Below are 19,172 nucleotides of genomic sequence, written 5' to 3' on the forward strand. Positions count from 1 at the left end.
TGTAAATTTTGGTAGTTTCAAGTGGTTTGATCCAAAAGAAAAAAGCCTGCAAATGTTGAATTTGCAGGCTTTTCAGGCACTTGTAATGTTATTCAGCGGAGACGGCGAGATTCGAACTTAGCTTTTTATGCGTTCCAAATCAACTTTTTATGTCTCCCTCTAATGGTCGCGCCACGAATGACGTGATTTTTAGAGTATTATACTTAGCGGAGAGCGAGGGATTCGAACCCCCGGACCTATGACAGTCAACAGTTTTCAAGACTGCCGCATTCGACCACTCTGCCAGCTCTCCGCGACAAAAGTACGAATACGGCATGATTCTGCAAATTTAGATTTAGATAATTTAATGAAAACTTCATAACGGCTTAAAACTGAGTAAGAAAAATTTATCTTTTCTCTAGTTTATCCTCTGCTGGAGCCGTTTTTTTAAACATATTGAAGTTGGGTTTGATAATCTTTACACTACGTTTTGACAGGTCTACACTCGCATTTAGCTCAAAACCTACCAATAAAATCAAGGAATTAAGATACAGCCAGATCATGATAACGATCAAAGTACCGATGGATCCGTATACTTTATTGTAAGCACTGAAGTTGTTGATGTAAAACGAAAAGCCCCAGATTGTAAAAAAGGCCAGGATGGTAGCCAGCCAGGAACCTGCGCTTAAAAAGCGCCACTTTTTGGCGTGTGCAGGGCCATATTTGTAGAGTATGGAAATGGTTACAAAATAGAGGATACCTAACAATGACCACCTTGTGAGATCGATGGCAAACTTAGTCAGGCTATCACTGCCTACGTCCAGTTCAGTATCCAGATAGTTGATGGCCAGTTCACCCACAAACATTGCTGTAATACATACAATAACCGATAATGCAATGATCAGTGTGAGCAATATGGCAATCATTCTTTGCTTAAACCAGCTGCGGGTCTCAATGATAAGTGAAGATTTATTAAAGGCCATCATGAGGCTGTGGATTCCATTGGTTGCAAAAAACAGAGATAATATAAAACCAAATGATAGTAATCCTCTGTTTTGTTTATTTACAATCTCCTCCAAAGTATCACTAAAAGCTTGATAAGCATCTGCAGGCAATATCAGTATGATCAGCTTCATCAGCTGATCCTGAAACCCGATCCGTTTTGGTATAAATGGGATCAGTGTGAATAGGAAGATGATGGCAGGGAATATAGCCAGCATGAAGTTATAGGCAAGTGACGAAGCTTTATTTACCAGAGAATCTTTGCCTATTTCCTTAAAAAAGAATGAAGCGACGGTATATATTGGCAGGGGACTAAAGCCTGGTAAAACACAAACTTTTGTCCAGTCAATAAACATCGAATAAAGCCTGATCCTCAAAAGCTGTCTATGTACCCACTCCATTATCCCATTTAGTTAAAATGTACTTTTAGTCTGTCCATAAAGTTTTGCGGAGGCTGGCAAGGCTTGTTCTTTTCCATGTCTACAAATACCAATGTAGTGGAACCAATATTGATCAGCTCTTCAGCCGGATTAAACACTTCGTATTTGAAATGAATCCGTACACCCGGCAGGTTTTCTATGGTTGTTTTAATGGTCAGTTCCTGGTCGTATAATGCCGGTTTGATGTATTTACAGTTTAGCTCCAAAACAGGCATCATTACTCCGCTGTTTTCCATACCAACATAATCCATGCCTAAACTTCTCAGCATCTCTACACGGCCTACTTCATAATATTCCGCATAGTTGCCGTAATATACATAACCCATTTGATCCGTTTCGCCGTACCTAACCCTTATTTTGCAGCTGTGTGTATACATGTTTATTTATAGATGTTACGTTTGTTCAGTGCGTCCCTGTATTTCTTTGCATTTTTTTCATGCTCCTGCACTGTAACCGCAAAATTGTGATAGCCGGAGAAATCCTCCTTGGCACACATATAAATGTAATTGTTCTGGTCTCTGTTTAGTACGGCATCAATGGCATTGATGCTAGGCATCATGATCGGTCCCGGAGGAAGACCAGCGTATTTATAGGTATTATACCTCGACTGAACCTGTAGTAGGGCATTGGTTACACGTTTTACCGTGAAATCATCATTTGCATAAATCACCGTAGGATCTGCCTGTAACAAGATTCCTTTATTGAGGCGGTTCAGGTACAGACCGGCTATAATGGGCATTTCCTTATCGTATAGTGCTTCAGAATCGACAATAGAAGCCAGGATAGCAACCTGAACAGGACTAAGGTTTAGTGCAGCAGCCTTTTGTTTGCGTTCTGCATTCCAGAACTTATCGTACTCAGCATGCATTTTGTCGAAGAACTCAGCAGGAGTAATATTCCAGTACATTTCGTAAGTATTGGGAATGAACAAAGTATAGATGTTGTCTTTGTTGAACCCATATTTTTCAATCAGTGATGCAGAATCCAGCAGACTAATAAAAGCCAGGGAATCCGGTTCGAGGTTTCTGGACAGATAACCTGCAAAATTTTCTTTCTTTCTGATGTTTTGGAATTTTAGTTTCACAGGATCCTGATTACCCGCTTTCAACATATTGATCAGACTGCGGTTGTTCATTCCTTTGGATACTTTGTAACGACCGGGTTTTAATGACCTTGCCAGTTCCATCTTGGCGGCGGCCTGGCTGAAAGATCCAACGTCGGTCAGGATATCCTTATGTTTAAGTTCCTTAAATACATCATCAAGTGTATAACCTGTTCTCACGTAAAGATATTTTTCATTACCAGTGATATTGGGCGCAAAATAAACCTTATAAAATTTTAAACCATAATAGCCACCTATAACCAACACAACAAGTAGTATGGCCAGTATTGCTTTTGTAACTGGTTTTAAGCCTTTCTTTTCTTCGTTTGGGATCATGATAATTTTATCTGGAATGATTGTGTAGATTATTTTTTGTTAGATAAAGTAATGTTAACCGGTGTTCCCTGTTTTACTTTGGTTACTGAGTCTGTGACGAAAGGGTCCTGTTTTACAACAACGGCATTTGCAGTATCGGTAATGGTGCCTTCGTAAGTGACTGTGCCCAGATTCAGCATGGCGCCGTTTCTTAAAGCAAACAAAGCCTCGTCTTTGGTCAGCCCAATTAATGATGGGATGTCCACTTCTTCATTGCCCTTGCCATCTCCAAGCAGGAAGTCTATCCTGGATCCTTTACGGACTAGTTGACCTGATTTTATAGGCTGGCCACCAAATGAAGCCATCAATACCACATCTCTGCTGATGTCAGGTTTGTAAGTGGTATCGCCAAGCTTTAAGCCAAAACTTTCTATGATCGCCTGCGCCTGTCTCAGTGATTTCAACTCGACATCAGGGAATTTCACATCCGGAGCGGTATTCATACTTACGGTCAGGTAGATGGTCCTGTTGTCTTTTACAAAGGTATTAGCATTAGGATCCTGGTCGATCACTGTTCCCGGAGGAGAATCCATTATATAAACAGAATCTACCTCGTACCTTAAACCCAGATCTTCCAGCTTGCTCACTGCCTGTGTGAATGACATCCCTTTTAGGGCCGGTACATTTAGTCCCTGGCCATGTTTGGTATAATACCTCAGGCTAAAGAATGCAATAAACAAGAGTACAGCAACAGTGATCGCAGCGGCTAATAAATTGTTTCTGAAAGATTTTGTTTTTAGATATGATATGAATTTGCCCATTGCTTTTTTCTGTTCTCTAGGTATATCGCCCAAATTTAGATTAAAAATATATTTTATCAGAATTAAAATAACATCTGAACTAAGTAATTTATATTTTTGAACGTACTTAGGTACTGGTGTCTCGAATGATTGTTTTGCTCTGGCGATCGTCATTCTGACCTCCGAGAAGCTGCGAAGCAAACTTATTTCAGCGTGTAGTGCCGCCAAGTTAGCTTTTCTACTGCGGGATACCGGCCTTCGCCGGCATGACGGGTGTTTATGTATGCTGAGCAGAGGTTACAGGAGAGGGTAGTGAAACGCTTTATATTAGAAATTAAAAGAAGAAAAAGATGAAAAAAACAATAGCATTACTAACTGGAGGAACCACTGGAGAATGGGTAGTGTCGGTTAAAAGTGCGGCAACAATAGCTCAGAACTTAGACCCAGATAAATTTGATGTGTATAAGATCATGCTTACACAGCAGGGCTGGTTTTATGAGCCAGCGGATTCTGTGAAAATAGAAGTGGACAGGAATGATTTTTCTTTGACCCTCAATGGGAAAAAAATAAAGTTTGATGGTGTATTTATAGCCATTCATGGTTCGCCTGGTGAGGATGGTAAATTGCAGGGGTATTTTGATATGCTGAACTTGCCATACACGACCTGCGATGCCCTTACATCCGCAATTACCATGAATAAGGGGTATACGAAAGCAATAGTGCAGGATATAGCAAATCTTCATGTGGCCAAGTCTGCGCAAATATTCAATAGCATTCCATACAGTACTGATCAGCTAAAGAAGGACCTTAAGGTACCTTACTTTGTAAAGCCCAACAATGGAGGAAGCAGCATCGGAATGAGTAAAGTGAACCATGCTGATGACCTTCAGGCTGCGATAGACAAGGCTTTTAATGAAGATAGTCAGATCCTGATTGAAGAATTTATATCTGGAAGAGAGTTTACGGTGGGAGTGGTGAAACTGGATGGAAAAGTAACAGTATTGCCGATCACTGAAGTGGAAACTGCCAAGGAGTTTTTTGATTTTGAAGCCAAGTATACTCCAGGGGTAGCTACAGAAACTACACCTGCTCCTATACGGGCGGAAACGCGTGAAAAAGTGGCTAAAATAGCAGAAGCGGTTTATGTGAAACTAAACTGTCGTGGTGTGGTGCGGATCGATTTTATCCTGAGTGGGGATGAAGGTGATTTCTACTTTATTGAGATCAATACAATTCCGGGACAAACGGCGACCAGCTTTATTCCACAGCAGGTAGCAGCAATGGACATGAAACTAAATGACTTTTATACGAAGCTTATCAGAGAAACGATAGGGTAGGTGTACTGGTTTGTGATATAAAAAAGGAGCATTGCGATTTTGCAATGCTCCTTTTTTATGTTTAAAGCATAAAGGTTTAGAACCTGAAACCAACGCTTAAGCCAGCTCTTACACCAGCCCATGGGCCATCAAAATCTACTTTTGCGCCATTGCCGTCTACAGTATATTTTGTTTTTACCAATGGAAGGTCATCAAGGTCTTCCAGGGCGTCAAGTAAATCTCTCTGCTCATTATCGTTTAAGCTTTTTTTGCCAAGAATGTTACCAGAAGAAGTACCGTAGTTAGGGCCTAAGATCCACCAGTCAAGATGAATTTGTTTGCTCAGCTTCCATTGTGCGCCAAATAACAAACCTGCGGTAAGGGCAGTAACATCGCCACTCATTTCAATGGTTTCTCTACCGTTGTCTGTGTCGTAACCAAAAGGAACCTCTGCTGAATAAGTAGAATACCTCACAAAAGGAGCTACGTAAAATCCTTGAAATACCTGTTTGCCAAGGTAAAACCTAACTTCCGGAGTGAAAGCAAAGTTGCCAGTCTTGAAATCTTTGATGCTTTCCCATGTTTCAGGGTCGTCGATCAGGTCTTCTAATTTGGATTTAAAAGGTGCGCCTGATTTAGGTGCAAACCTGATGCCACCGGCAACGGAAATCTTTTTGCTGATCGCACGTTCATACTGAAATGAAAAGTTCTTCAATAATAAAGCACCTACGTTCCATTTAACAAGGTTTCTGTTTTCAATTCCGTCTGCAGATTTTTCCTGAGCTTGTGAAATACTGGCTGAGCCTAAAATGGCCATCAGACTTAAGATTAAAAAAGTTTTAGTAGAATTTTTTGTCATAATTTACTTTGAGTTATCGTTTAATTGCGTCAAAGTTATATAAAACCCACAATCAAAAGAAATACCCGTATACAGGTATTTTTCGTCTGTTTGTTTGGTGTTTTTTTACTTTGCTGATGAAATATGATTTGAAAATCATGCCGGTTTGCGTTATTATTACATGAATTTAAAAGTGCGGCTGAACTTATGACGATCAAATATTTACTGGACAATCATTTTAAAGTGGTCACTTATAAAAAAGGGGAGGTTATTTACGAACCTGACGCACATCCGAGGGCAGTTTATTTTATAAAAAGCGGTAAGGTAAAAATGGTGACAGTAAATAATGAAGGCAAAGAATTTATTCAGGGCATTTTTAAAACCAATGAGTATTTTGGAGAACCGGCGTTGTTGCTGGATAAACCTTACCTCGCTTATACCATTGCTACTCAGGATTCGGAAATTATCCCGGTAGGAAAGACTGATTTCTTTAAGCTTTTGGAAGATCGCAGCGACTTCAGTATGAAACTGATCAAAACTTTAAGCAACAGGCTGTTTTATAAAGCGATGATGCTTGAAGAGCTGGCCAATGAACAAGCTGAGCACAGGGTAAGGACATTGATCACATACCTTTTGAAGGAAGTGGAAAGCGGGCAGGAACTGAAAGTGACAAGGCAGCAGTTGGCCGATATGAGTGGATTGAGGGTGGAAACTGTCATCCGTGTGGTAAAAAAGCTTTCTGATCAAAATGAATTCAAACTACATAGGGGTAAGATCATTAAATTATAAGTATGATCTGGATCATAAAATTTGAAAATGATCCTTCGTAATTTTGTGTTATAAAATCCAAGAGGGGATTTTATAACAATAGAATGTTTATGAATACTCCATCAAAATTACAAGCTGTAGTTGAATGTAAATGTCCAAGATGCAGAAAAGGCCCTATTTTTTCAGGCAAGATGTTTTCATTTAAAGGGCAGGTCACTAATGAATACTGTTCTTATTGCCATCTTCGGTTTGAAAGAGAGCCGGGTTTTTTCTATGTAGCGATGTTTATCAGTTATGCTATGAATGTGGCTGAAATGATTAGTATCAGTGTTGCAGCTTATGTTTTAGGCGTTGCGCTTACTTATGAAAACCTTTGGATCTATGTTGCGATTATATTAGTCGGTGTATTTTTGTTTGCTCCGCTAAACTACCGTTATTCACGCGTTTTTCTGTTACACTGGCTGACGCCCGGATTGAGATTTGTGCCTGAGCTTTCAGAAAAGAAAGCGGCCTGATGAGAACATATAAAAAAGGAGCCTGGTCAGGCTCCTTTTTATGATCAGACTTTTATGGTCTTCCATTTACCCCGTTTAAAGAGGAGGTAACTGGCCGCTGCAATTGCAGTTTCGGCAACAGGAATGGCAATGAATACGCCGGTTGGTCCCATATCGAGGAATTTAGCCAGTAAGTAGGCCAGGGGAATCTGGAACAACCAGAAGCCAAAGAAATTGACCCAGGTGGGTGTCCATGTATCTCCGGCACCATTAAATGTGCTCATGAGTACCATTCCTATACCATATAATATATATCCTATGCTCATGATGTGCAGCGCTTTGGTAGCTACTTCCTGTATCAGCGGATCATTACTGAAGAATGCAATGAAGTACCGGGATAAGAGGAAAGTAATGGCCATTACTGTTGCCATATAAATCGCTACGTATTTAATGGTCTTCATGACCGATTGCTCGGCTCTTTCCAGGTGTTTTGCACCGAGGTTTTGTCCCACAAGCGTAGCTGCGGCATTGCTCATTCCCCAGGCCGGTAACATAAAGAACATCATCAGTCTCAGCGCTGTCTGGTATCCTGCTGATCCGTGATCGCCACCTGTAGTGGCAACAAGCTTGGCCAGGAAGATCCAGCTGCATGATGCGATCACAAACTGGAAAATTCCGGGTGTTGCAATTTTTAACAAGGCCTTGATCTGTTCCCAATGTGGGCTGAAGTAAGCCAGTTTGACTTTTAGCAGGCTCTTTCCGCTGATCAAATGATAAACCTGGTAACAAACGCCCAATCCGCGACCTATTGAAGTTGCCATTGCAGCGCCTGTTAGTCCAAATGCCGGTATAGGGCCAAGGCCGTTGATCAGTACCGGACATAAAATGATGTTGGCTATATTGGCTATCCATAAGCTTTTCATGGCTATGGCTGCATTACCTGCACCCCTGAAGATTCCATTGATCAGGAATAAAAGTACAATAATGGTACTTCCGCCCATCATGATCTGCATGAAAGTTGTGCCATGTTCTGCTGTTTCTGCAGAGGCACCCATTAGCAATAGAATCTCTTTGGCGTAAATAAAACCAGCAATACTGATGACCATATTAAAAATGACAGCCACAACAATAGCCTGCATGCCTGCTTTGGATGCGGCTATAGGGTCTTTTTCTCCAATTCTCCTGGCAACGACGGCTGTCGCGGCCATACTCATTCCTATTGCAAGAGAATAAATAATGGTGAGTACCGATTCGGTTAACCCTACAGTTTGGATGGCGTGACTGCTGTTGTGGAGATGCCCTACGAAATAGAGATCTACCAGTGCAAAAACGGATTCCATAGCCATTTCGAGCATCATCGGGATGGCCAGTAATATCACTGCCCTACGTATGCTTCCTTGTGTGAAATCGAGTTCTTCGCCTTTAAGCGATTGTTTTATAAGTGCAAATATTCTAGATAGCTTACCCATTGAAGCTGTATTCTGTTCTGACATAAGTAAATGAAAAAGTAAAGTATAAACCGTTGTACAGCAAAGAATGCTGCATCATAATTTTTGCGGGAAGGTGGAGCCCTCGGTTGTTAGAACCTCAAACGGACTGCAAATACTTTCATCGTAATGCGGTTGGGTTAGTAGGCAAATATAAATCTTTTTCTGAAAAAAGAAATAGTATTTCTAAATGCTGTAAGCTATGATCATGTCATCGTTTACTTTGCAGCCTTTTCCGGTGCTGATGTCAATCATGACATAGTCAAACCAGCCATCTGAGGCTACTTTTCCGGAACGTTTATTCTTGATCTCAAATTGGACCCGGCATCCTTTTTCATTGATGGTAAGTATTCCGGTTCTGACAATAATGACATCACCAAGTACGAGCGGACGTTTAAATTCTACCATCGCAGTGCGTACCACCCAGCCAAAACCGCTGCTTAGAAAAGACTCCATTGGCATTTTGTAGAATTCTGCCATCTGGTCGTAACGTGCAGCAAGAACGTAGTCGAAATATTTGCTGTTGTGGACATGATTGAACATGTCTATGTCATCAGGTCTTATTTTTAATTCGCTTTCAAATATGCTGTACGCTGTGTTTTCCATAAGTATTGCAAAAATAGGAAACTTACACTATCTTTGCATCCAATTAATTAATTATACACACTTTAGTATCATTCAAGAATGTATTTAAGTAAAGAAAAGAAAGCCGAAATCTTTCAAAAACACGGCGAAGTAGAAACAAACACGGGTTCTGCAGAAGGTCAGGTAGCGTTATTCACATACCGCATTGCACACTTAACAGAGCATTTGAAGAAAAATCGTAAAGATTTCTCTACTCAGTTGTCACTACAAAAATTAGTAGGTAAACGCCGCGGTATTTTGGCTTACCTATACAAAAAAGATATCGAGCGTTATCGTGCTATCATCAAAAATTTAGGTCTAAGGGACATTATCAAACCTATCGGAGCTAAAGACAGCAAATAATCGTAATAATATCAAGGAAAGCCATTCTTTAGGGAATGGCTTTTTAATTTCACAGATAAAATCTGAAGGGTTTTGTTTAAGTTTGAAAAGTAAATACACAATATATAAATCCGGTGTGTAAAAGAGGAAAACACACCACAACAACTTTTAAATGAATGTAATAAAAAAATCGTTCGACTTGGGCGATGGAAGAACAATCGAAATTGAAACAGGGAAATTGGCTAAACAAGCTGATGGTTCTGTAGTAGTTAAAATGGGTGATACCATGCTTTTGGCAACTGTAGTTTCTACGGTAGGTGCTAAGGCTGGTGTTGATTTCTTACCTTTATCGGTAGATTATCAGGAGAAATATGCTGCCGCTGGCCGTATCCCTGGTGGGTTCTTACGCCGTGAAGCAAGATTATCAGATTATGAAGTTTTAATTTCACGTTTGGTAGACAGGGCTTTACGTCCGATGTTCCCTGAAGATTATCACTCTGATACTCAGGTGATGATCTCTTTGATCTCTTCTGATAAAAATATAATGCCTGACTGTTTAGCTGGTTTAGCTGCTTCGGCTGCTATCGCGGTTTCAGATATTCCTTTTAACGGACCTATTTCTGAAGTACGTGTTGCCAGAATTGACGGTAAATTTGTAATCAATCCTTATGTAAGCGATCTTGAACGCGCTGATATGGAGTTTTTAGTAGCAGGTACTGAAAATGATATCGTGATGGTTGAAGGTGAATGTGATGAGATTTCTGAGACCGAAATGGTGGAAGCAATCGAATTTGCTCACAAAGCAATCGTGGTTCAGGTTCAGGCTCAGAAAGAGCTTGCTGAATTGGTAGGTAAAACTGTAAAACGTACTTATTCTCATGAGGATAGTAATCCTGAATTGAAAGAGCAGGTTTATGCGGCTACTTACGATAAAGTATATGCAATTGCAAAAAGCAATACAAGCAAAGGTGAGCGTGGTGATGCTTTTGGTGCCATCTTAATGGATTTCATCGCTACTTTGGGCGAAGATATCGATGATGTAACCGGCTTCCTTTCTAAAAAATATTTCCATGATGTACAATACGATGCGATCCGTAACCTTGTTTTGGATGAAGGAATTCGCTTAGATGGTCGTGATGTACGTACAGTACGTCCAATCTGGAGTGAAGTAGGTTATTTGCCTGCTGCTCACGGTTCGGCGGTATTTACACGTGGTGAGACCCAATCATTGACTACTGTTACTTTAGGTTCTAAAGATGATGAGCAAATGATTGATGGTGCTTTCATCAATGGATACAATAAATTCTTATTGCACTACAATTTCCCTGGTTTCTCTACTGGTGAGGTTCGCCCTAACAGAGGTGCAGGCCGTCGTGAGATTGGTCATGGTAATTTAGCAATGCGTTCTTTGAAGAAAGTATTGCCAGGATTGGAAGAAAATCCATATACGATCCGTATCGTTTCTGATATCCTGGAATCTAACGGTTCTTCATCAATGGCTACTGTTTGTGCTGGTACACTGGCGCTTATGGATGCTGGTATCAAAATCAAAGCTCCGGTATCGGGTATTGCGATGGGATTGATCACTGATGAGAAAACTGGTAAATATGCAATCCTTTCTGATATCCTTGGTGACGAGGATCATTTAGGTGATATGGACTTTAAAGTAACTGGTACTGAAAAAGGTATAGTTGCTTGTCAGATGGACCTGAAAATCAATGGTTTGAAGTGGGAAGTGTTAACTAACGCTTTAAATCAGGCTAAAGAGGCTCGTTTGCATATCCTGAATGAGATGAAGAAAACAATTTCTGCACCTCGTGAAGATTACAAAGACCATGCTCCACGTATCGTTTCATTGAGCATTGATAAAGAATTCATTGGTGCTGTTATAGGACCAGGCGGTAAAATTATTCAGGAAATGCAACGCGAAACCGGTGCATCTATCTCTATCGAAGAGGTTGGTAACAAAGGTATCGTTGAGATCTTTGCTGATAATAAAGCTGCAATTGATGCTGCTGTTGGCCGTATCAATGCAATTGCTGCTAAGCCGGAAATCGGTGCTACTTATCAGGGTAAAGTGAAATCTATCATGCCGTTTGGTGCATTTGTGGAGATCATGCCCGGTAAAGATGGTTTGCTTCACATTTCTGAGATCGACTGGACTCGTTTAGAAACTATGGACGGTGTGTTTAAAGAAGGTGATAAAATAGAAGTGAAACTTTTGGATATTGACAAGCAAGGTAAAATGAAACTTTCAAGAAAAGCTTTATTGCCTCGTCCGCCGAAACCAGAAGCTGCTGCTACTGAAAATAAGCCGGCATAATTAATGCAGACTATGTGTCATGTATAATGATACTTACTATACAGAAAAGCCCCGCAATTTGCGGGGCTTTTTTTGGTTAAAAATCGGTTATTTACTTATCTTTACTTCGTGTCGCTCTTTTTTATACCGGGGCGATTCATGAATTTAATTACAACTAAATATGAAACACCTTATTGCGCCATCTGTACTCTCTGCTGATTTTGCTAACCTTCAGCGTGATATAGAAATGATCAATTCGAGTGAAGCAGACTGGTTTCATGTAGATGTGATGGATGGTGTTTTTGTTCCGAATATTTCTTTTGGCTTTCCGGTAATGGAGGCGATAAAGAAGTACGCAGCGAAGCCGTTGGATGTGCATCTGATGATTGTAAATCCAGATCAGTATATAGAGCGTTTTGCGGCTGCAGGAGCTTCAATTATTACTGTGCATTATGAGGCTTGTACGCATTTGCACAGAACTGTGCAGGCGATTCATGCTGCTGGCTGTAAGGCTGGTGTCGCGATCAATCCTCATACCCCTGTCGGGCTGTTGAAAGATATTCTTACAGATCTTGATCTGGTACTGGTGATGTCTGTAAACCCAGGTTTTGGCGGGCAAAAGTTTATTCCGAATACGCTAAATAAGGTAAAGGAGCTTAGAAATCTGGCTTCGCAAATTAATCCCCGCCTTGTCATCGAAGTAGATGGTGGGGTAGGGTTGCATAACCTCGCAGAACTGGTACAGGCAGGAGCGAACGTACTGGTGGCGGGCAATGCTGTTTTTGCAGCTGAATCACCAACTCAGATGATTTCAGAGTTGAAAGAATTGGATACTACTACCGTAAATTTATAATTAGCTGAATGCTCAAACTCCGACTATTACTGCTGGTTCTGGTGTTGGGGGTTACGTTTGTAAATGCGCAGCCACTGATTAAAATAACTGGTGTAATAAAGGATGATCTGAAAAACCCACTCCCCAAAGTAACTGTAACAGTCCTGGGGCAGAACCAGTCTACAATTTCTGATGAAAGCGGGGCTTATAGTATTTACTCTTCTACAAGATTTTTCACATTGAAATATACCCTTTTGGGATATAAACCTGTTTTGCAGGAAATCAAAAGAGACAAGGAAGGCCGAATTGTACAGGACATAAGTATGATCAGCAACATCAATGAACTGGAACAGGTTACAATTACCACCCGTCAAAATCAACTCAGCAACAGTAGCATCATTAATGTTTCTGATGTCGCAGCAATGCCATCTGCCTCCGGAAATTTTGAAGTGATCCTGAAAACCTTGCCGGGAGTTTCGACCAATAATGAACTGAGTTCGCAATACAGCGTAAGAGGGGGGAGCTTTGATGAAAATCTGATCTATGTAAACGATGTAGAAATCAGTCGGCCGGTACTCATCAGAAATGGTCAACAGGAGGGTTTAAGCTTTATTAATAGTGACCTGCTTAGCGGGGCAAAGTTTTCTGCGGGAGGTTTTGAAGCGCGTTACGGCGATAAGTTGTCTTCTGTACTGGATGTGCGTTATGATAAGCCTGATAGTAGTCAGGCTATATTGAACCTTGGACTTCAGGGAGGGGCATTTAGCTCCAGGATCTTAAATAAAAGTAGTTACCTGCTTGCTGGCATTAGGTATAAAAACAATACCAGCGTATTGAACAGGCAGGATACGAAGGGCAGTTATGCTCCGAATTTTACGGATGTTCAGGTAGTTTATCACTACACCTTCTCCAATAAATTAACTTTAGGTCTGTTGGGTAATTTCAACAGTGGGATATTTAAACTGATCCCGGAAAGCAGGGAGACGCAATTCGGAACGTTAAGCACATTGTTGAGACTGGATACGGAATATAGCGGGCAGGAAATTGATGACTATCAAACTGCAGGGGGCGCGGCAACAGTGAGTTACTTTCCAAAGGCCAATCTGGTGATTAAGTGGATCAATAGTTATTTTAGTACGCTTGAGAGGGAACGGATTGATGTAGAAGGCAGGTATGTTTTTAATGAAGTAAATAATGATTTTGCGAGCGGGGGATTTGGAACCATTAAAACGAATAAAGGAGTAGGAGGTTATATCAATTATGCACGTAACAATCTGGAATCCCATACTTTTAGCTCCGAAATTAAAGCCGATCAGGATTTTGGAAACCATGTATTTTCCTGGGGACTGAGATTTGAGCGTAAGGATTATCAGGATAACCTGAATGAATACGGTTTGATTGATTCTGCAGGATATATATTGGAAAGAGGTATTCAGAATTTTTATCAGGACAATAACATCAGTGTAAAGAATAAGCTGGCAATTCAGTATTATACTGCTTATGCACAGGATAGTTATAGGGTATCAGCCCATTCCGAGCTATTGCTGGGGGTAAGGGCAAATTATAATAGCCTGAGCAGACAGTTGTTGCTAAGTCCACGTTTATTACTGGCATACCGGCCTTTAAGCAATAATAAGATATTCCGTTTTACGGCAGGGGTATATCAGCAGGCACCAGATTACAGGAGCATCCGTGATTTTAATGGTATTTTAAATAAAGGACAGCAAGCGCAACGTTCTTATAATAGTTCGATCGGACTGGACTATGCTTTTGACGGGTTAGGTACCAGATTGAAATTTGTGTCGGAACTGTATTTTAAATACCAGGACAGACTTATTCCCTACATGATGGACAATGTACGGGTGAAGTATCTTGCACGCGCTGAGGCGAAGGGATATACATATGGTGCAGATTTTAGTATCGGTGGTGAATTTGTAAAGGACCTGCTTTCGTATTTCAGGGTCTCTTTTATGAAGGCCAATCAGGATATATTGAATGATGGTTTAGGGTATTTGAAAAGACCGACAGATCAAAGGGTAAATTTCTCCGTGTATTTTCAGGACAGGCTATTGAACAGCCCAACTTATAAGGTGCATCTAAGCATGCTTTATGGATCCAGATTGCCGGTTGGTGCTCCTTTGGTTCAGCGCTATTCAGCTGATTTTAATATACCTGCATACAAAAGAGTTGATGTCGGTTTTTCTAAAGATTTTTTAGATGATGCAGGGATGAGAAAACCGAGATTTCTGGATAAATATTTTAGTTCGTTTTCTGCTTATCTGGAAGTATTTAATTTGCTGAATATCAATAATACGGTTTCATATTTATGGTTAAAGGACATAGATAACGTACAATATGCCATTCCTAATTATTTAACTGGCAGGCAACTAAATTTAAAATTCATCATAAAGTTCAAGAATTCGAAATGATAAATGATATAAATCTGTTACATTTACAAGCATAAAAATTAACTATAAAAATGAGACACAATTTCGGCGCAGGCCCCTGCATTTTACCTCAGGAAGTATTTAAACAAGCATCACAGGCTGTTTTAGATTTTAAAGATGGATTGTCGATTCTTGAGATTTCTCACCGTACACCAGAATTCGAAGGTGTAGTTGAAGAGACCACAAAATTGGTTAAAGAATTATTAAATGTGCCCTCCGGATATTCTGTTTTGTTATTACAAGGTGGAGCAAGCTTACAGTTTGCTATGGTTCCGATGAACCTATTGCCAGAAGGTAAAACTGCCAGCTACCTGGAAACAGGAGTTTGGGCGAATAAAGCAATAAAAGAGGTGGCTACTTTTGGTAAGGCAAATATTGTAGGTTCTTCGAAGGCTGACAATTATACCTTTATTCCAAAAGGTTATAGTATTCCTGAAGATAGTGCTTATTTCCATTGCACTTCCAACAATACCATTTATGGAACTGAAATGTTTGACTTACCAGAAACTAACGTTCCTGTAGTGTGCGATATGTCATCTGACATTATGAGCAGAGTAATTGATGTTTCTAAATATGACCTGATCTACGCAGGTGCACAGAAGAATATTGGTCCGGCCGGTTTGACTATTGTGATCGTTAAAGATGAAATTCTTGGTAAAGTTGACAGGAAAATCCCTGCAATGCTCGACTATAAGGTACATATCGATGGTGGTTCTATGTACAATACGCCTCCGGTATTTTCTATCTATGTAGCTATGCTAAACTTAAGGTGGTTAAAATCTAAAGGTGGCGTTGCAGAGATTGAAAAAGAAAATATCGCTAAAGCGAATGCCTTGTATAAAGAAATTGACAGAAACCCTCTATTTAAAGGTACGTGTGCTGTTGAAGACCGTTCAAGAATGAATGTTTGCTTCGTAATGGAAAATCCTGAACTGGAGAAACCGTTCCTGAAATTAGCTGAAGAGAACGGAATTGAAGGTATTAAAGGACACAGAAGTGTAGGTGGTTTCAGGGCATCTATGTACAACGCACTTCCGATTACAAGTGTGCATGCTTTAATAGAATTAATGCAGATTTTTGCAGAAAAACACCAATAAAATATAGATAATGATTAAGATACTTGCAAACGATGGGATAGATCCTATCGGAAAAGCGTTATTGGAACAAGCTGGTTTTGTTGTTGATACAGAAACAGTTCCACAGGAAAAGTTAGCCGAAGCTTTAAAGAATTATGATGGTATTACTGTGCGCAGTGCTACTAAAGTGCGTAAAGAACTGATTGATGCCTGTCCTAATATCAAGTTGATTGGCAGAGGCGGTGTTGGTATGGATAATATTGACGTTGAATATGCCCGCAGTAAAGGTGTTGCGGTTGTGAATACCCCTGCAGCTTCTTCTTTATCAGTAGCAGAACTTGTATTCAGTCATTTGTTTACTGGTGTTCGTTTCTTACAGGATGCGAACAGAAAAATGCCTGTTGAAGGTAATACCCAATTCAATAATCTAAAAAAAGCTTATGCTAAAGGAACTGAATTAAGAGGTAAAACTATTGGAATCATTGGTTTTGGAAGGATTGGAAGAGAGACAGCTACTGTAGCATTAGGTTTAGGTATGAATGTTTTGGCTTATGATTTATATCCTTTTGAAGGAAGCTTGACCTTGAACTTTCAAGGTGGTGTAAATGTGGCCATTCCAGTAAAAACGGTGTCACTTGATGAGGTAATCGCAAATAGTGATTTCATCAGTTTACATACTCCTTTTGCAGACAAGCCTATTTTGGGTGCAGAAGAATTTGCTAAAATGAAAAAAGGTGTTGGTGTAGTCAACTGTTCAAGAGGCGGAACTATAGATGAAGGAGCGCTTATTGAAGCGCTTGATAGCGGGAAGGTTGCTTTTGCAGGTTTAGATGTATTCGACAACGAGCCTACTCCAGATGCCGCTATTTTGCAGCACAGTAAAATATCTTTAACCCCTCATATTGGAGCCTCTACCAATGAAGCACAGGAACGTATCGGAACTGAACTTGCTACATTGATCATTGAGCACTTTAATAAATAGTAAGAATTTAAAAAGAGGTTGTTCCGGAAAGTATATCTGTTCTTTGATTCCTATCGGTTCAAATGACAAAGCTCCTGAAACAACCTCTTTTAGTTTAACCAAATATGCCTCGTATAAAACCTTTCTGCGCGCTTAAGCCTGCAGTTCATTTACAATCGTTGGTAGTGACGCGTCCGCTTGAAAATTACAGCATGGGCGAGGCAAAGCTTATTGCTTCAGAAAACGATTATAGTTTTCTACACTTGATTAATCCTGAATTGGACCATCAATATTTGCGGGGTACAAGGCAGGAACTTATCTTTAAAAAGATCAGCGAGAATGTCGAGCATTTTGTCGAGGATGAAGTTTTGGTTAAGGAAGAAAGTCCTTCAATTTATATATACAGGCTGGTGAATGAAGATCTGGTGCAGAAGGGTATATGGACGCTGACGCATATCAGTGACTATCTTGAAGGTAGGATAAAAAAGCATGAGTCTACCGTTGAAAGAAGGGAGCAGCTTTTAGCAGATTACCTTCAGCAAACTGGTTTGGATGCCAATCCCGTGCTGATCACTTATCATCCGGATGCGGTTGTTGATGCGCTGATTGAGAAGTATATAGCTGAGGTTGAGCCCTGTTTGGATTTTACTTTCGCAGACGGCACGAAGCATCAGGTTTGGTCGGTTTCAGATCATAAAGATCTGAAGCAGATCGTTACGGCATTTGCAGCCATTCCAGAGGTCTACATCGCAGATGGGCACCACCGAATTGCATCTATGGCAAAAATGGGAGTGCAAAAGCAGGCGTTGAATGTGAAACATCATGGAGAGGAAGATTACAATTACTTTACGACGGTATATATGAATACCAACGAAGTAAAAGTATTAGAGTTTAACCGGTTGGTGAGAGATCTTGGGACACTGAATGAAGGTGATTTTATAAAAGACCTGGCTGAATCTTTTTTTGTGGAGCATTCGGATATACCCGTAAAGCCAAAGAAATTACATGAAATAGGGATGTACTTTAATGGAAGATGGCATGTGCTGAATCCAAAGGCCGAAGTTTATAATGACGGAGATCCGGTAGGGGTATTGGACGTAAGTATCTTACAGAATTTTTTGTTAGATCCTATTTTAGGTATTAAAGATCCGCGTACAGATGCCCGTATCACTTTTGAAGGAGGAAGGGTTCCCGTTGAGGTCTTACAGGAAAAGGTAGACAATGGACTTTTTGCAATTGCATTTACATTGTTTGCTCCATCAGTGGAGCAGGTGATGGCTGTGGCAGATATCAGTGGAGTAATGCCACCTAAGTCGACATGGGTGGAGCCTAAATTTTTAGTTGGACTCCTGACGAGTTATTTTAATTAAGTGCATTGGTAAGTACCCAATATCTGTACCCTAATATTGCTTTTTGGAGATTTGTAAGTTTTGCAGGATCTTTTTTATAAAGACTGGGCAATACCAGATTATTTATCTTTAAGAGTATTTTGAAAAACTGCTTCTTCATTTTAAGCCTGTGTTTTTAGTTTTCTGCGGGATGAATAATACAGATAAGCAAGTGCCGCTGCAAGTAAAATCACGAGGTACCAGGCTATGCTTTTGCCTGCTTGCTGACCCTCTATTTTATCGCTCAGTTGCTGATTCTGATCTTGTAACTTTTTGATGGAAACCATATAATTCTGGATCCTGTTGCTTGCTTCACTGGCACTATTTTGTGCCTGTTTCATTTCCTGATCCTTGTAGTCCATCAGAATTTTTAGCTCTTTAAAGATATTATTATCATTTAACACTATTTGCCTGAGAATTTCATTAGAATTCTTGATATCATCTTTGGTTTGAAATCCAAAAATCCCGGTGCGAGTGTCCAGGCTCTGGTCGTACTGTCCAAATTTGACACTTCTTTCTTTCAATAGCGCATTTACCTTTAATCTTTGGGTTTGGTAGGCGCTGGTGTCTGATTGCGCTGCAATAACAGAAAAAGAAGTTAGCAGAAATAATAAAACTATCAGGTTTTTCATTTTTATTAATGTTTGCTAATGAGCAAG

18 protein-coding genes and 1 tRNA gene are annotated in these 19,172 nt (G+C 40.2%); 10 read left to right on the top strand and 9 right to left on the bottom strand.

The genetic code is table 11. From position 1 onward, the window contains the following. Positions 1–207: 207 nt before the first annotated feature. The 5 genes from R2Q78_RS00535 to R2Q78_RS00555 all read right to left on the bottom strand — a co-directional run bounded on the left by R2Q78_RS00535 (position 208) and on the right by R2Q78_RS00555 (position 3,659). A tRNA-Ser gene (locus R2Q78_RS00535) sits at positions 208–292 on the bottom strand. 94 nt (positions 293–386) lie between these two features. Continuing rightward, on the bottom strand, positions 387–1,382 hold the full coding sequence (locus tag R2Q78_RS00540) for a YihY/virulence factor BrkB family protein (protein WP_316787872.1): 996 nt from the start codon (positions 1,380–1,382) through the stop codon (positions 387–389). An 8-nt stretch (positions 1,383–1,390) separates the two neighbouring features. Then, the gene (locus R2Q78_RS00545; RefSeq protein ID WP_316787874.1) at positions 1,391–1,798 is read right to left on the bottom strand and encodes a thioesterase family protein; all 408 of its coding nucleotides are present in this window, start codon (positions 1,796–1,798) and stop codon (positions 1,391–1,393) included. Positions 1,799–1,800: 2 nt separating this feature from the next. Further along, the gene (gene mltG / locus R2Q78_RS00550; RefSeq protein WP_316787876.1) at positions 1,801–2,859 is read right to left on the bottom strand and encodes an endolytic transglycosylase MltG; all 1,059 of its coding nucleotides are present in this window, start codon (positions 2,857–2,859) and stop codon (positions 1,801–1,803) included. Positions 2,860–2,888: 29 nt separating this feature from the next. Beyond that, positions 2,889–3,659 carry a PASTA domain-containing protein gene (locus tag R2Q78_RS00555; RefSeq protein WP_316787878.1) on the bottom strand — a complete coding sequence of 257 codons (771 nt, stop codon included), beginning with the start codon at positions 3,657–3,659 and terminating at the stop codon, positions 2,889–2,891. Positions 3,660–3,988: 329 nt separating this feature from the next. Between R2Q78_RS00555 and R2Q78_RS00560 the strand changes: the two genes are divergently transcribed. Next, positions 3,989–4,975, top strand: coding sequence for a D-alanine--D-alanine ligase (locus tag R2Q78_RS00560; RefSeq protein WP_316787880.1), 987 nt, complete (start codon positions 3,989–3,991; stop codon positions 4,973–4,975). A gap of 76 nt (positions 4,976–5,051) precedes the next feature. Here the strand turns inward: R2Q78_RS00560 and R2Q78_RS00565 are convergent, their stop codons facing one another. Then, entirely contained in the window at positions 5,052–5,813 is a 762-nt protein-coding gene (locus R2Q78_RS00565) for a DUF3575 domain-containing protein (protein WP_316787882.1), read from the bottom strand. Between the two features lie 186 nt (positions 5,814–5,999). On the opposite strand from R2Q78_RS00565, the gene R2Q78_RS00570 reads away from it, so the two are divergent. Continuing rightward, positions 6,000–6,581 carry a Crp/Fnr family transcriptional regulator gene (locus tag R2Q78_RS00570; protein WP_316787884.1) on the top strand — a complete coding sequence of 194 codons (582 nt, stop codon included), beginning with the start codon at positions 6,000–6,002 and terminating at the stop codon, positions 6,579–6,581. 89 nt (positions 6,582–6,670) lie between these two features. After that, complete coding sequence (locus R2Q78_RS00575; protein WP_316787885.1) at positions 6,671–7,075, top strand: DUF983 domain-containing protein; 405 nt, start codon at positions 6,671–6,673, stop codon at positions 7,073–7,075. Positions 7,076–7,119: 44 nt separating this feature from the next. On the opposite strand, the gene R2Q78_RS00580 is transcribed toward R2Q78_RS00575, so the two are convergent. Both R2Q78_RS00580 and R2Q78_RS00585 read right to left on the bottom strand, forming a co-directional pair. Beyond that, positions 7,120–8,547 (bottom strand): MATE family efflux transporter, encoded by a 1,428-nt coding sequence (locus tag R2Q78_RS00580; RefSeq protein ID WP_316787887.1) that lies wholly within the window; start codon positions 8,545–8,547, stop codon positions 7,120–7,122. A gap of 180 nt (positions 8,548–8,727) precedes the next feature. After that, positions 8,728–9,147, bottom strand: coding sequence for an acyl-CoA thioesterase (locus tag R2Q78_RS00585; RefSeq protein WP_316787889.1), 420 nt, complete (start codon positions 9,145–9,147; stop codon positions 8,728–8,730). A 78-nt stretch (positions 9,148–9,225) separates the two neighbouring features. On the opposite strand from R2Q78_RS00585, the gene rpsO reads away from it, so the two are divergent. From rpsO to R2Q78_RS00620, 7 genes are all read left to right on the top strand, one after another. Then, a complete protein-coding gene (rpsO, locus tag R2Q78_RS00590; RefSeq protein ID WP_316787891.1) occupies positions 9,226–9,528 on the top strand; it encodes a 30S ribosomal protein S15 in 303 nt (100 codons plus the stop codon). A gap of 151 nt (positions 9,529–9,679) precedes the next feature. Further along, positions 9,680–11,830: a polyribonucleotide nucleotidyltransferase gene (gene pnp, locus R2Q78_RS00595; protein ID WP_316787894.1), complete on the top strand. Its 2,151-nt coding sequence runs from the start codon at positions 9,680–9,682 to the stop codon at positions 11,828–11,830. Positions 11,831–11,990: 160 nt separating this feature from the next. Beyond that, positions 11,991–12,662, top strand: a complete 672-nt coding sequence (gene rpe / locus R2Q78_RS00600; RefSeq protein ID WP_316787895.1) for a ribulose-phosphate 3-epimerase — start codon at positions 11,991–11,993, stop codon at positions 12,660–12,662. A gap of 8 nt (positions 12,663–12,670) precedes the next feature. Further along, a complete protein-coding gene (locus R2Q78_RS00605) occupies positions 12,671–15,070 on the top strand; it encodes a TonB-dependent receptor (RefSeq protein ID WP_316787897.1) in 2,400 nt (799 codons plus the stop codon). A 50-nt stretch (positions 15,071–15,120) separates the two neighbouring features. Next, positions 15,121–16,185: a 3-phosphoserine/phosphohydroxythreonine transaminase gene (gene serC, locus R2Q78_RS00610; protein ID WP_316787899.1), complete on the top strand. Its 1,065-nt coding sequence runs from the start codon at positions 15,121–15,123 to the stop codon at positions 16,183–16,185. Positions 16,186–16,195: 10 nt separating this feature from the next. Beyond that, complete coding sequence (locus tag R2Q78_RS00615; RefSeq protein ID WP_316787901.1) at positions 16,196–17,146, top strand: D-2-hydroxyacid dehydrogenase; 951 nt, start codon at positions 16,196–16,198, stop codon at positions 17,144–17,146. A 104-nt stretch (positions 17,147–17,250) separates the two neighbouring features. After that, complete coding sequence (locus R2Q78_RS00620; RefSeq protein WP_316787904.1) at positions 17,251–18,495, top strand: DUF1015 domain-containing protein; 1,245 nt, start codon at positions 17,251–17,253, stop codon at positions 18,493–18,495. 140 nt (positions 18,496–18,635) lie between these two features. Here the strand turns inward: R2Q78_RS00620 and R2Q78_RS00625 are convergent, their stop codons facing one another. Continuing rightward, on the bottom strand, positions 18,636–19,145 hold the full coding sequence (locus R2Q78_RS00625; protein ID WP_316787906.1) for a hypothetical protein: 510 nt from the start codon (positions 19,143–19,145) through the stop codon (positions 18,636–18,638). Positions 19,146–19,172 lie beyond the last annotated feature (27 nt).

Origin of the sequence: Pedobacter frigoris (genome assembly GCF_032678645.1) — a bacterium.
In the GTDB taxonomy this organism is placed as follows: Bacteria; Bacteroidota; Bacteroidia; order Sphingobacteriales; family Sphingobacteriaceae; genus Pedobacter; species Pedobacter frigoris_A.